Here is a 14,841-nt window from a genome sequence, read left to right on the forward strand (position 1 = left end):
ATCAGCACGCTATTTATCATGCGAAAATCACAATCCTTACACTCCCCGTTTCGTTAACACCTATCATTCCTTTTGCCTTTCGTAGCAATTTCGACCTTTATGCTTAGGCTTAAATCCATTTATCATATACTATCGCTAGTCTAATTGAATGATTTTTTGTCAGATATTAGTATAATTCTTGTCGATATATCTGGAAACTATTATGATGTATGTAATAGTCATAATAGTGGGAGGCATATATGAAAAACTTTCGAAACATGATAGCGGTCATTGGAATTCTTATTACCGCATCTATCTTTCTATCAAATTCGACTTATGCTAGTGGTGGACAAACCTATGAAGTCAGTCCAGACTCTCTAAATGTCCGTAGCGAACCTGCTGCAGATTCACAAGTAGTTGGATCACTCGGAAAAGGCAATAGCGTAATGGCTTTTAATGAGAAGTATGGGTGGGTACAAACCTACTACGGTGGAGAAGAAGTTTGGGTGGCTAAGCATCACTTAGTACCAGTTGGAACCAACAGTCAAGATCAATCAACTGTTTCCCAGTCTACAACCGATACCATTACTGTTACAGCTTCCAGTGTCAATATTCGTTCTGGTCCTGGATTGGATTATTCCATTATTGGTGGGGCAGGACCAGGCAATCAATATTATTTAGTAGAGACATCTGGAGATTGGTATAAAGTTGATCTTGAAAACAATTCTACTGGATGGATTGCTGCATGGTTAACAGATTCTAATTCTTCTGAGACCCATGTAGAATCTGTTACTACTAATAACAGCAGTAACGATACGGAGTCCGCCTCCAATGGGTCATTGAATGGTTATACTATCGTACTTGACCCTGGACATGGGGGTAAAGACCCTGGCGCCATCGGTCTTGGTGGTATATATGAAAAAGAATTGGTATCTTCTGTTGCAAGCAAAGTGGAAAATCAATTAAAAAATGCTGGAGCCAATGTTATTACGACAAGGCAGGGAGATTATTACGTATCTCTCGATGAACGTGTCACTGTTAGTAACTCCTATCAAACAGATGCATTTATCAGTCTTCATTTTGATTCCTACCCAATTCTTTCTATCAACGGGGTAAGTACATATTTCGCCGACAGTACTGATCGCAAATTGGCACGGGATATCCAATCATCATTGGCGTCATCTGTAACCTTGAATAACCGCGGAATCATGCAAGGGGATTACCGCGTTTTACGTGATACGACCGCACCATCTGTATTGGTAGAACAAGGGTTTATCTCTAATCCAGGAGACCTCGCTACCATCCAAACAGCGGACTACCAAAACAAAGTAGCTAGTGCAATCACAAACGGACTAATTGAATACTTCCATTAGGAAAAACAAACAGCAAACAGTGCCTGTCACTTCCCGAATTTTGTCGAATCATGGGTAGTGACAGGCACCTGTGTTATACTATAGGCAAATAATCCAATTTGTGAGGTGTTGACATGGACGAGAGGCTAAATAAAGTCATTAATTTGACAGCTGAGAAGTTTAATCTTGAAAATCACTTTTTAAAAAGGCATCATATCTTCCGCGAACAATCGGATATGAATGAAACAACATATATATTAAATATGGAGTGGTTTCCTAAAGATGCTGATGAAACCGACGAAGATTATAATCCTTCCGGTACTGCCAGCATTGATGTGGACCTTCAAACTAACTTGGTCAAACGAATTATCTTTGTTAACGGTGAAAACAAAACAGAAGCTGATTTCCCGCCTGCCGCAAGTACAGAACTTGCCATTGAATGGATTGAAAAGCAGACAGGATTAGAGTTTGGCAGACAATTCAAGCTGATTCATGAAGAAGAGAAGGAATTGCTTTTTCAGGCAGCTGTTGATAATGTTGCCGTATTTCCATCCGGTTCCATTGAGATGGAATTTAATGAAGAAGGTAAGCTTTCATTATTTTCCATCGATGGTATCTTTCCAAATGAAGAACAGCTAAACTGGGAGCCATTTGCATTAACAGCCAAGCATTTGGATCCAATTGCAAAATCACAAAGCAAACTGCTCGAAATCCCACTTGAAGATGAAGAAAAGTGGGAAGCTATTTACGGTACAACAACAGTTTTTGTAACGAATGATGGTAGGCGCACCGTTTCTTTTGAAGAAGTGGAAAGTCCAAAATCTTATATACAAAAAGATGTACTTCTAGAATGGCAGGAACCCATTAAAGAAAAACTTACAAAACAGGATATTGATCTTTCATTGGAAGCAACACCTGAGGAAGCATTCAGTAAGGAGAAAGCTTTAGGCAATGATATATTAACTGTTGATGATCAGCAACATGCTGAGGAGACAAGCAGAAACTTCCTTCGCAGTGAATTTCCCGAGGATAGTGGAAAGTGGAAATTATCCGGGTTATGGCGCGAAATGGGTTATATTTTTGCTGAGATAAAACCAGTTGCTCCGGATGCACGTGTCATTGACCGGAAAATCAAACTAATTATCGATGAAAAAGACTACAACGCAATGAACTTTATAGACAACCATCCCATCTTGAATTTGTTTAAGAATTTCGAGAAGGCCGAACAACCGAAACTATCCAAAGAAGAAGCATTTAAAAAGCTGCGTGAGCATATTGAATTCACACCAGTATATGTATTTGATAAAAAGCAGAATCGCTATATTTTATGCGGTAAAATCGATTGTGAATATGGTGTAAATGCTGTAACTGGTGAGGTTGTATTGCTGAATGAATTGTAAAAGGAGAAGAAGCATGAAGATTAGAGATTGATCCTAATCTTCATGCTTCTTTTTTTCTTTGGACTCTTTTCATAAGCTCGTTGCCTTTTTAATCCTCACAGTTGAGATAAATTGCGAACTAAGATAAGTTTCTTCGGCGACCGCTCTGGGTAGGCGGCGGGCGGTGACTCCTGCTGGAAAAGCACGTGTCCGAAGACCAGAAAAGTGGTTTTCTCTTCGGGGCTGAGGCCGTGCCCTAAGGTGCGCATCCGCCCAGAGCGATTCCGGACGGCGGCAATAACGCATATATTTACAAAACAGCCAACAGTTAGTTCGCAGTTTATAGATTTTGCGACATAAACACCCACTCCCCTGTATTAGGAGGTGAGTTCAAATTCCGATTACAAGTCATCAAATCCATTCATATCACTTGTCTTCGTATACTGTCTTGACTTTTGTTCAAAGAAATCGGTCTTTGTTCCGTCAAAGTTATCCACATAGGCACGAATCCACTTCATTGGATTATCCACATGTTCCGGATAAATTTCACTTAATCCCATCATTCGCAGCATTTTATTGGCGCGATACTTAATATATCCAGACATTTCATCTAGATCGATTCCTTCTACATTTTCCAAAACATAGTTAGACCATTCGATTTCCAAGTCTACAGACTCCTGAAAATGTGCATAAACCCAACTAGTAAATTCTTCTGTATTATATTCCGGATTCTCAGCTAATGTCGCACGGAAAAGCTCTGCGATAAAGCGGCCATGCTCCAGTTCATCACGATTAATATAGCTGATCATCGTTGATGTGCCGACCATTTTATTATGGCGGGCCAGATTATAGAAAAAGGCAAATCCGGAATAGAAAAACATACCTTCCAGTAATGATGTATATACCAATGTTTTTAGGATATTTTCCATCGTAGGGTTATCCACAAAGTTATTATATTGCTCCACAAGATTGGCGTTTCGTTTTAACAGCACGTAATCTGTCCTACCATGTTGAAATGCTTCATTTTGCTTATCAAGCGAAACGACGGATGATAGCACATAGGAATAGCTTTCATTATGAACCGCTTCCTGCTGAGCAATCACCGCCATAATCGACTGTACAGAAGGATCTGTCGCATATAGAGAAATAAGCAGTGCCGTCCTTGTCTGTGGCGCATCCAATGTGGATAACAATCCAATTATTTTGAGATATGCCTCTTGTTCCTCCTCCGTTAAGGAAGAAAATTGCTTTACATCGCTCGACATATTCACTTCATCTGCCTGCCAATAATTTCCGACCAATCGCTTATACATTTTATACCAATGTGGATAAGCAATATCATTCCAATTCAAAATTCCACTGGATTTCCCACCGAATAATGCCGTAGATTTATTTGGATGCATTGGTTCCAATGTTTTCGCCTTTTCAAGCAATGCTTTTGGCATGATGCAACACTCCTTCCACCCATGATTTAACTTTCTCTTCCTGACTGCCACGTGGTGACTGCTCCACCTTTAAACCGCTCCATTTACTTCGATAAAATGTAACCAGTTTATCCACAGCCCTGCAAAACATATCATCACCACCGAATTGCGTGTCACCTGAACCAAATACAGCGATATTGCTAGGCTTGTAACCTATCTCTAACACAAAGTCTTTGATTTCTTCCGGTGTGCTGCCCATCTCCCATGTAAATGTACCGATAAAGAGATAATCATAATGCTCAGGATCGATTGGTGCATCGATTCCGATTCGATGCACCTCCACAGAGACTCCCTCTTCCATTAATTTGCCTTCCACCAGTTCAGCAACTTCTTTTGTATTTCCACTATAAGATAAATACGCAATTAGAGCTCTCAACTTTGACACCACTCACATTCTTCGACATCATTGGATGTTGAACGTACATAATATGTTGTCTTTAGCCCTTCTCTCCATGCCTGTAAATGAAGATCTAACAGTACCGATGCACGTATCGTATTTGGTACATAAAAGTTAAATGAGATACTTTGATCAATATGCTTTTGTCTAACAGCATTTTGCTTCACAGACCAGCGCTGATCAACGATATATGCTGATCGACGATAGATATCATACGTATGATGATCCAAGTCAGGTGCTGTCACAGGAATTTTAAAGTCTTTTTTCTCCTCATTGTAAAACACATTGAAAATGGGATCGATACTGGCAGTAGAACCTGCAATCATCGAAGTAGTTGAATTTGGTGCAACTGCCATCAAATATCCATTTCGCATGCCATGCTTCGTAACCTTAGCCGCAAGCGATACCCATTCTTCACTTTCATATCCCTTGTCAGAAAAATAGGCGCCTGTACTCCATTTGCTGCCCTCAAATGCTGGGTAGCTTCCTTTTTCTTCACTTAGTTCCATACTATTTTTAATCGTTAAAAAGGCAATTTTCTCGTAAAGTTTGTCTGCATAATCAACTGCTTCTTCTGATTCCCATTTAACATTTTCCAAGGCCAGCAGATGATGCCAGCCAAATGTCCCAAGTCCGATCGCACGATATTTTCGATTGGTCAACTCCGCTTGTTTGATTGGTAATGTATTGATATCAATCACATTATCCAACATACGCACTTGAATTTTTATCAGACGCTCCAAAACATTATCCGGTACTGCTTTTCCTAAATTAATCGAACTCAAATTACAAACAACATAATCCCCTGCTTGATACTTTTTAACAATTGTGTTCTCATTTTCCAAAAATTCCTCGACAAATTGTGTTGGTGATTGATTTTGCGTAATCTCTGTACATAAATTCGAGCAATAAATCATTCCATTATGTGCATTACTGTTCTGTCTATTGACTTCATCCCGGTAAAACATAAACGGTGTACCTGACTCCAACTGGGATTTCATAATCCGCTTCATTATATCAATGGCAGCTATTTTCTCCCGCGAAAGCTTGTCCGATTTCACGCAGGCTTCATACTTTCTGCGCCACTGGCCATCCCCTTTTTCCTCATCATAAAAATCCTCAAGGGAAAAACCCATCACTTGGCGCACTTCATGCGGGTCAAACAAATACCAATCCCCGCGTTTTTCCACTTGTTCCATAAAGTAATCCGGTAAAGTGACACCGGTAAAAATATCATGGGCACGCATTCGGTCGTCACCATTGTTCAGCTTCAGGTCTAGAAAAGATTCAATATCTTTATGCCAAACATCTAAATAGATAGCGATTGCGCCTTTTCTCGTACCAAGCTGATCGACACTTACCGCTGTATTGTTCAATTGCTTGATCCATGGAACTACCCCGCTCGACATCCCTTTAAATCCTTTAATTGAGCTACCTCTCGAGCGTATTTTGCCCATATAGACCCCAATACCTCCACCATTTTTGGAGAGCTTTGCGATATCGGTATTGCTGTCAAAAATGGATTGCAGGCTGTCATCAACCGTATCGATGAAGCAACTGGATAATTGCCCATGTGTCTTTCCTGCATTGGTAAGTGTCGGTGTGGCTACAGTCATGTATAGGTTGCTTAATGCCCAATATGCTTCTTCTACCAGTTTGGAGCGCTTTTCCCCATCTTCATCCTGCATTAAATACATCGCTATAATCATCCAGCGTTCCTGTGGCAGTTCATAACTATTTTTATGATGATCCGTCGCCAAATACCGTGTCGCAATTGTATAGATTCCTAGATAATTAAATAATAAATCACGATCAGGCTGAATGAGTTGCTCAAAATAATTCATCTCTGATTCCGTATATTTAGAAAGAATATTCGGTGCATAAATCCCCTTATCTGTTAACGTTTGAACCAATTCAAACAATGATCCATAACGGTTATCCTGGCTATAATTGCGATTTTCTGCTGCATGACGGTACAGTTGTTGTAAATAAATTCTTGATGCTACATATGTCCATTCCGGATTGGTCTCATCAATATTCTCCAAGGCAATTTTAATCATAATATCTGTTGCTTTTTCAACTGTAGCATTCGGGTTAATCGTTTTTAGAGCCTTCTCCTTCAATAAGTTTGAATCAACGGACAAACCCTTTGTAGCCTTATCCATCATTTGTCCAAGCTTGTTCTCTTCCACCTGCATATCTGTAATCATATTTCCTGCCTCCCATTTTTTATATGTACACGAAGAAAGCCGTTCACCCCAAATGGATGAACGGCTAAAACGACAGAAAAGTAGAATATCCCTATCGTTTCACCATCTCTCATCCCGGAGAAATGAAACTTCAAGTAATGGCAGGTCTCCTGACTTGTGTTTCGTTTTACTAGAGTCCTTCCCATATTGTTTTAAAAACAATACAGTGGAATTCTCGTTCATCCACACTTACAGTTGCGGGGACAGTCCCGGATTTACGCCGGGTTCCCTTTTAAGACATATGATGCAATGTCACCTTTACTCAATATATAACATACAATATATAGTGTTTTAATTTTATTAATTATCAATATCTTGTACTTACATTATCACACAAAAAGTATGAAATCAATAATTAGCGTCAACTAATTTTGGAATTTTTCCAGTCGACTATAGAAGTCTTTTAAGAACTCATAAAATATGACCTCTGTCGGTAGCAGCTGGCGGTCAACAGGAATAATAATGCCGACCGTCCGGGATACTTCGGGTTCGACAATCGGCACTTTAACTGTTCCCGGGGGCAAGTTGTTCATTAAAGTAATTTCTGGTATAAGTGTTACGCCAAGCCCTGCAGATACAAGCCCTTTTAATGCATCTGTATCCTCACCCTCAAATGATATGGATGGGGTGAATCCAAGCTGATTACATGCATCCATAACCAATTCTCTCAAAATGTATCCTTCTTTGAAAATAACAAAGGAATCGTTACGGAGCTGGTTTAAATTTATAACACTTTCACCTGATAATGTATGTTTTACTGGCAGTAAGGCAACAATATTTTCAGTAAACAAAATGGACCCTTTCAATCTTTTATCATTTGGTGGCAGCGGACCGAGCAGCGCCATATTAATTTCTCCACTTATTACTGCATCAACTAGTTCATAGTAGGTACCTTGTTTCATTTTAAACATTACGTCGGGATGTTGTTCACGAAAAACTGATATAGTAGAAGGAAGTATATTGCCTGCCAAGCTACTCGGAAAGCCAATATGAATCGTTCCCCTCTCCGGATCAGTGTATTCATTAATAACTCGCTCAGCGTCATCAACAACATGCACAACCTTCTCGACATGCTCTAAAAACACCCGTCCAACAGGGGTCAATCGAACATTACGACCCTCACGAATAAATAAGCTTACACCTAATTCAGCTTCCAAGTTAACAATTTGGCGACTCACAGCAGATTGGGCGACATGCAAGAATTCGGCAGCTTTAGTAACATGTTCTCGTTTTGCTACTTCAATAAAATATTTAATTTGTTTTAGCTCCAAAATGAACACCTCTGATTCCATTATCTCATATCGGCATCAATTATATCTATATTTTATATTGTTTCGATTGATTAACTAAAGTAAAATAAATCTATCTTATAAATTTTCAAAATATATCCTAGGAGGTTTTCATGATTATTATGACACGACCATCTAACACAGACAATAGTAGAGAACTTACAAAAGAAGCACGATATTTAGATGAGGTATATAACACTGTTGTAACACGTAATCCAAATGAATCTGAATTTCACCAAGCTGTAGCATTAATCTTCAAATCCCTTCTCCCAATACTCAAAAAACACCCTGTCTATATGGAAAAAGGTATCCTCGAACAACTCGTCGAACCTGAACGGGTAATTACTTTTCGAGTACCGTGGATGGATGATTACGGCAAAGTACATGTTAATCGCGGTTTCCGTGTTCAATTCAATAGTGCACTCGGACCGTATAAAGGCGGCTTACGTTTTCACCCTTCTGTAAATGTTAGCATCGTGAAATTCCTCGGTCTTGAACAGATAATTAAAAATGCTCTTACCGGACAGCCAATTGGTGGCGGTAAAGGCGGGGCAGATTTTGACCCTAAAGGGAAATCCGACAACGAAATTATGCGTTTCTGCCAAAGCTTTATGAGTGAGCTCGCGAAGCATATTGGACCTGATACTGATATTCCTGCTGGAGATATCGGTGTTGGTGCAAAAGAAATTGGCTACATGTTTGGTCAATACAAAAAAATGCGTGGCAGCTTTGAAGCTGGCGTACTTACAGGTAAAGGGATTGGTTATGGCGGAAGCCTCGCCAGAAAAGAGGCAACAGGTTATGGTCTCATTTACTTCGTTCAGGAAATGCTGAAAGATATTAACCTGTCCATAAATGGTAGTACGGTAGCTGTTTCTGGCTCAGGAAACGTAGCAATCTATGCGATGGAAAAAGCAATCTCGCTCGGCGCTAAGGTTGTTGCCTGCAGTGATTCAAATGGATTTATATACGATGAAAACGGACTTGACCTAGATACAGTGAAAGAAATTAAAGAAGTAAATCAGGATCGAATTGAAACCTATATTGATAAACATCCTTCCGCAAGCTATTTTGAAGGCTGTAATGGAATTTGGGGTATCCCTTGTGATGTTGCCCTACCTTGTGCAACTCAAAATGAACTTGACGAAGCTTCAGCGAAGAAACTTATCGAAAATGGTGTTAAAGCCGTTGCTGAGGGCGCAAACATGCCTTCTACACCTGAAGCAATCGAATTATTTATCGGAAATAATATTTCATTCGGACCTGCAAAGGCAGCAAATGCAGGTGGCGTAGCTGTTTCCTCTTTAGAAATGTCCCAAAACAGTATGCGGATGTCCTGGAGTTTTGAAGAAGTGGATGCAAAATTACAGCAAATCATGAAAAATACGTATGACGCTTGTTATGCAGCTTCCGAGGAATTTGATGTAACAGGAAATCTTGAAATTGGTTCTAATATTGCAGGCTTTAAACGAGTTGCCGACGCAATGGTTGAACAAGGGCTAGTATAATAGACATTTGTTTTTAGCTTAAAACTATTTTCTTTTCGTTGGGACGGCGTAATTCTCGTCCCAGCGAAAAGATTTTTTGTTATTGCCATAAAATCAATAAACTACGAACTAACGGCTGGCTGTTTTCCAGATATGTGCTGTTGCTGGACTGATAAAGCTGTTGGATGAATTTTATAACAATCACTCAATGCAGTTAATAGTTTGTAAGCTTAAAACCAGCTCTGGGAAATATACGAAGACTCCTGTGGGAGGAAAGGCAATAGGTGAGACTCTGAAATGAGTTAGTATGAAGAGGCTCACCAGCCGCCATAGGATGCGCGCAGTATATTTCCCAGAGCGGCCGCCGAAGACTCTTAACTTATGTCGCAATTCACCTCGGGCTGCGAAGAATTTAAAGCAATAAAAATTAATCAAAGAGTCTAGCTCAAACACCAAAAAACACATGCCCACTCAAGTGGTGAGATAGCATGTGTTTTTTTATTTCTATAAGCAGAATAAATCAGATTATCCCAATACAACCCGGTCGTCTTCAAATTGCTCTCCACGAATCCTTTGGAATTCCTTGAGAAGGTTCTCTACTGTTAGTTTTTGTTTAGCCTCGCCTTGTGCCTCAAATATAATTTGCCCTTTATCCATCATAATCAATCGATTCCCTAAATCCAATGCCTGTTGCATATTATGTGTCACCATTAAAGTTGTCAGACCCGATTCCCGGACCACTTTCTCAGTAAGGGATGTAATTAATTCTGCACGGGATGGATCCAATGCCGCTGTATGTTCATCAAGCAGAAGGATATTGGGTTTGGTGAATGTGGCCATTAATAGTGAGAGTGCTTGCCTTTCCCCACCAGAAAGCAATCCGACCTTGGCAGACAGACGGTCTTCAAGCCCCAAGTTTAATGTTCTCAGATGATCACGAAACATGCTTTTTCTTTTTTTCGTAACACCTATTTTCAGCTTTCTTTTCTTATCACGTGAATAGGCCATTGCAAGGTTTTCTTCAATTGTCATGGATGGTGCTGTACCTGCCATAGGATCCTGGAAAACCCGCCCAATCAATGCAGACCGTTTATATTCAGGCAAATGAACGACCTGTTTCCCATTAATTACAACGTCCCCCACATCTGGTAATGTGTTTCCCGAGATAACATTCATCAATGTTGATTTCCCTGCTCCATTACTACCAATTACCGTAAGAAAATCACCTTGTGCTAATTCAAGATCAATCCCATTTAATGCCTTTTTCTCATCCAAGGTACCTTCGTTAAAAGTTACGGAAATATTAGCGATATTAAGCATGTTTTCTGCCTCCTGACTGTACACTTAGCTCCTGACGTTTTTGCTGTCTGCGTTTCTTCTCTTTTCTCATTTGAATGAATTTCGGACCTACTAAAGCAAAGATAACAATGATTGCCGTAATCATTTTCATATCACCGGTTTCCAAAAAGTCCACTCTTAGCGCAAGTGTTACAATCATACGGTATATGATTGCACCACCAATGACAGCCAATGTTGCTCTGGCAATTGTCTTCGTACCAAATAGTGCTTCACCAATAATAACGGATGCAAGACCGATAACAATCATTCCAATCCCCATATTTACATCGGCAAATCCACCAAGCTGACCAATCAATGCACCTGAAAGGGCAACAAGTCCATTTGATATTCCAACACCGACAATCGTCAGGTTATCTGTATTTGCAGAGAGACTTCGGATCATTCTCTTATTATCACCAATTGCTCTTAACGCCAGGCCAACTTCCGTCTTCAAGTAAAAGTCTGTAACAAGCTTAATTACAACTGTAACAAGAAACATAATAATAACAATGCCCCATGTACTAGGGAATCGATCTAGTCCGATTACAGAAAGAAGTCCATTTAACACAGCATCTATTCCAGTCATAGACCAGAGTGTATCCAACTGATTAAACACAGTTGTCTCATTAAGCATGGATAAAGTAGGCTGGCTCAATATGCGTAAATTGACGGAATAGAGAGCTGTCATCATTAATATACCTGCAAGCAACGCATTTACCTTACCTTTTGTATGTAGTAAGCCAGTGATACAGCCTGCTATAAATCCAGCAAGTAATGCAAACAATGTTGCAAGAACTGGTGGTACACCATTCACAATAGAAAGAGCTGCTACTGCTGCTCCTGTAACAAAACTACCATCCACTGTCAGATCAGGAAAATCCAATACACGGAAGGTTAGGTATACGCCTAAAGCCATAATGGCATAAATAACTCCTGATTCTACAGCGCCAAACATTGATATAAACATGATTATTTCCTCCCGCTACATTTAAGAGGATGTCAAAAGGTCGTGTAAAAAAGACACACCGAACGCTATCTTCCGTTTTGAACATGCACTCTAAGTGAAAATATGTATTCATCTCAAATATGAAAGGAGCCAGATTATACCTGGCTCCGAAAAAAAGTTACTCTACAAATTGCGCCTTATCATCCCACTCTGAATTCCATTCAACACCTTGTTCCTCTGCACCTTGCTTGTTGATGAATAATTGAATCTCTGGTGGATATTCAGCAGGGAGATCACTTGGTGACTTCTCTCCAGTCAAGATTTCAGCAGCCATTTCTCCAGTACGGTATCCAATTGTATGGTAATCAATCCCAAATGTTGCAAAACCTCCGCCAGCTAATGAATCAGGCTCACCCACGATTAGCGGAATATCCTGTTCATTTGCAACACCTACAACACTATCCAATGCTGAAACTACCGTATTATCTGTAATGATATAAAAAACATCTGCTTCACCGACAAGTGTTGTTGCAGCCTGTTGAACTTCAGATGAGTTCGCTACTGTACGCTCAACCACTTCCAACCCTTGCTCCTCAGCAGACGCCTTTACAGAGTCAACCTGGGTTACAGAGTTCTGTTCACCGGCATTGTATACCATACCTATTGTAGCGTCTTCAAAGTAAGTACCAATGAATTCAACTGTCTTATCAATTTGTTCCGGATGAAGATCAACGACGCCAGTAATGTTCTCACCTGCTTCATCCATCGACGGCACAAGACCAGCATCTACAGCATCTGTCACAGATGTGAAAACAATCGGGATATCACTTGTTGCCTGAAGGGCACCAAGCGCACTAGGTGTTGAGTTTGCAAAAATCAAATCAACATCATCTGCAACAAAACCATCTGAAATTGGCTTTACATTATTTTGATCATTTTGAGCACTTTGGAAATCATATTCCACGTCAAGTCCTGCGTCTGTCAAGGCGTCTTTAAACCCTTCATAGGCTGTATCAAGCGAAGGATGTTCCACAATCTGTGTCGCCCCAACCTGGTATGTATTTTCATCATCTGAAGATGCGCTATCTGTTTCATCATCAGATCCACAAGCTGCCAATGTGATTACAAGAACAGCAAGCATGAGCATTAGTAACTTCTTCACATTTATTCCCCCATTCGACTCTTGTCTTTTTTCTAAATATTTAAACGTGATTATATCATACTATTTGCTCATTTGCGATAACTTTTTTATAGCTCTGAAGTGATCGCCTTACATTCTTTAGAAGTACCTTAACATTAAAAAGAGACGGTCTCCTTAGTTAACCATCTCTTCGGGGCTATTCTTCTTTGTTTTCACCCTTTACATATTTCCCATAATCTGGTACTGCAATTTTTTTAAAATTCCCCACAAGTTTTTGTAGACCTGCAGTCAAATCATCTCCAGAGATTGGTCTGCCATGTCCGGTAATTGCCTTTTCCGGATGGAGTGCCGCTAGCTTTTGAACGGAAGCTTCTGATGCTTTCCAATCCGGAGTGAAATATCTAGGTGGTCCGTTAACTTCAACTGTCTGCATCATTACCTTTAACAGTTCGTCCTGTTTTACCGTCGTAAATGCATCTCCGGCAATTAGGAGTTTATCAGAGTCACGGAATAAAGACACATGGCCCGGTGCATGCCCAGGAGTGTGCAGCCATTTCCAGCCTGGCATTCCTGGCACCGTTCCATCATTAGGTAGCAGGGATATATTGCCATTTAAATTAATTGGCTCTTCTGGAAACAAATCAGAAATCTTAGCGACCATCCCTCCTTCAACACTCGGATCTGGAAATGGATAGCTTTCTTTCCCTGTTAAAAAGGGGACTTCCAATGGATGAGCAAAAACGGGAATATTCCATTTTTTCACAAGCTCTTCTGCTGCTCCAACATGATCAAAGTGTCCATGTGTTAAGATTATTGCTTTTGGCTTTGCACCTTCACCATAAAGGGTTTCCACTTGCTCCATAACTTTATTGAATGATCTTGGCATTCCGGCATCAACAAGCACCCAGTTATCCACATTGCCCACAAAGCATAGGTTGACAATCTGATTTGTAAAACAATGTACATCATCAGCAACTTGTGTCAGATTTCCGCTTTGTACAGACGTCATTGGCATGTATTTATCATGACCATCATTTTTTTCCACAAAAAAACCTCCATGAAATTAGTATGTAATTCCATTCCCCAATAATCAGCACTTAACCTAATACAATTTGATATTACTGTAAATGTTTTGGCGGGTTATTATTATGATGATTCCGCTTTACTTCAGCAAAAAGATTCTCCTGCTCAGTTGCTGGAAGCGACTGTTTCTCCAATCTCTGCAACAATTCATAACTCCTATCTTTATCGGAGTGCATTTCTCCAACTATCTCTGCCAATAGTTTAGTAAGCTCGCGGAATTCCTTTTTCGTTACTGGTTGTGCCTCTTGCTTCAAAGTAAACCCAATTTTTCCATTTGGTTCGAGTGTTGCCCATTCAACATCACTGATCTTCGAAATATTGGCTTGTCTAAGGTTCATCTCCAGCTGATCGACCGTGAGTCTAAGTTTTTTCAAATTTTTCTCCTGCAATGTACCATTCTCAATTAAAATCTTTGCATTACCAGTCAATATTCTTTCAAAGAAATTACCTTTAATTTGAATATATTCCATAAAAATTAAGGTCAAAATCAAGATGAATCCTACACCAATAGTCGTCCATACACTTTCGCCTGCTAACGGCTGTATTAATAATGAACCTATACCAATCATGATTACTGTTTGCGCAAGTGTCATTTGTGAAATAGATTTCCTGCCAGCCAATCTCAAGAGGAATGTACCTGCCAGAACAATAAGGATTGCCTTCCATATCCAATCAAATTCCATTGTTCATATCTCCCTTCCGTTATGATTAGTATTT

The 14,841-nt window shown here is 39.9% G+C and carries 12 protein-coding genes and 1 riboswitch; of the genes, 3 read left to right on the top strand and 9 right to left on the bottom strand.

The window, feature by feature from the left end; translation table 11 throughout:
* Window positions 1-239 precede the first annotated feature (239 nt).
* Both BV906_RS11780 and BV906_RS11785 read left to right on the top strand, forming a co-directional pair.
* Window positions 240-1,352, top strand: a complete 1,113-nt coding sequence (locus tag BV906_RS11780) for an N-acetylmuramoyl-L-alanine amidase family protein (RefSeq protein WP_087973734.1) — start codon at window positions 240-242, stop codon at window positions 1,350-1,352.
* A 113-nt stretch (window positions 1,353-1,465) separates the two neighbouring features.
* A complete protein-coding gene (locus BV906_RS11785) occupies window positions 1,466-2,731 on the top strand; it encodes a hypothetical protein (RefSeq protein WP_087973735.1) in 1,266 nt (421 codons plus the stop codon).
* Between the two features lie 380 nt (window positions 2,732-3,111).
* Here BV906_RS11785 and BV906_RS11790 read toward each other — a convergent pair whose 3' ends face one another.
* The 4 genes from BV906_RS11790 to gltC form a co-directional block, all read right to left on the bottom strand.
* Complete coding sequence (locus tag BV906_RS11790) at window positions 3,112-4,155, bottom strand: ribonucleotide-diphosphate reductase subunit beta (protein WP_087973736.1); 1,044 nt, start codon at window positions 4,153-4,155, stop codon at window positions 3,112-3,114.
* Window positions 4,136-4,582, bottom strand: a complete 447-nt coding sequence (locus BV906_RS11795) for a flavodoxin (RefSeq protein ID WP_087973737.1) — start codon at window positions 4,580-4,582, stop codon at window positions 4,136-4,138. The genes BV906_RS11790 and BV906_RS11795 overlap by 20 nt, the downstream gene beginning before the upstream one ends.
* On the bottom strand, window positions 4,567-6,759 hold the full coding sequence (locus BV906_RS11800; protein ID WP_425435197.1) for a ribonucleoside-diphosphate reductase subunit alpha: 2,193 nt from the start codon (window positions 6,757-6,759) through the stop codon (window positions 4,567-4,569). Before BV906_RS11800 ends, BV906_RS11795 begins: the two co-directional genes overlap by 16 nt.
* Before the next feature lie 164 nt (window positions 6,760-6,923).
* Window positions 6,924-7,115: riboswitch (cobalamin riboswitch) on the bottom strand.
* 90 nt (window positions 7,116-7,205) lie between these two features.
* Window positions 7,206-8,111, bottom strand: coding sequence for a glutamate biosynthesis transcriptional regulator GltC (gltC, locus tag BV906_RS11805; RefSeq protein WP_087973739.1), 906 nt, complete (start codon window positions 8,109-8,111; stop codon window positions 7,206-7,208).
* 140 nt (window positions 8,112-8,251) lie between these two features.
* Here gltC and gdhA point away from each other — a divergent pair, with 140 nt between their 5' ends.
* Window positions 8,252-9,637 (top strand): NADP-specific glutamate dehydrogenase, encoded by a 1,386-nt coding sequence (gdhA, locus tag BV906_RS11810; protein ID WP_087974071.1) that lies wholly within the window; start codon window positions 8,252-8,254, stop codon window positions 9,635-9,637.
* 504 nt (window positions 9,638-10,141) lie between these two features.
* On the opposite strand, the gene BV906_RS11815 is transcribed toward gdhA, so the two are convergent.
* From BV906_RS11815 to BV906_RS11835, 5 genes are all read right to left on the bottom strand, one after another.
* On the bottom strand, window positions 10,142-10,936 hold the full coding sequence (locus BV906_RS11815) for an ABC transporter ATP-binding protein (protein WP_087973740.1): 795 nt from the start codon (window positions 10,934-10,936) through the stop codon (window positions 10,142-10,144).
* Window positions 10,929-11,921 (bottom strand): ABC transporter permease, encoded by a 993-nt coding sequence (locus BV906_RS11820; RefSeq protein WP_087973741.1) that lies wholly within the window; start codon window positions 11,919-11,921, stop codon window positions 10,929-10,931. Before BV906_RS11820 ends, BV906_RS11815 begins: the two co-directional genes overlap by 8 nt.
* A gap of 157 nt (window positions 11,922-12,078) precedes the next feature.
* Window positions 12,079-13,062 carry an ABC transporter substrate-binding protein gene (locus BV906_RS11825; protein WP_087973742.1) on the bottom strand — a complete coding sequence of 328 codons (984 nt, stop codon included), beginning with the start codon at window positions 13,060-13,062 and terminating at the stop codon, window positions 12,079-12,081.
* A 175-nt stretch (window positions 13,063-13,237) separates the two neighbouring features.
* Window positions 13,238-14,056, bottom strand: coding sequence for an MBL fold metallo-hydrolase (locus BV906_RS11830; RefSeq protein ID WP_087974072.1), 819 nt, complete (start codon window positions 14,054-14,056; stop codon window positions 13,238-13,240).
* Between the two features lie 103 nt (window positions 14,057-14,159).
* The gene (locus tag BV906_RS11835; protein WP_087973743.1) at window positions 14,160-14,807 is read right to left on the bottom strand and encodes a DUF421 domain-containing protein; all 648 of its coding nucleotides are present in this window, start codon (window positions 14,805-14,807) and stop codon (window positions 14,160-14,162) included.
* Between the last annotated feature and the right edge of the window lie 34 nt (window positions 14,808-14,841).

Source organism: Oceanobacillus rekensis (assembly GCF_002153375.1).
Taxonomy (GTDB): domain Bacteria; phylum Bacillota; class Bacilli; order Bacillales; family Amphibacillaceae; genus Oceanobacillus; species Oceanobacillus rekensis.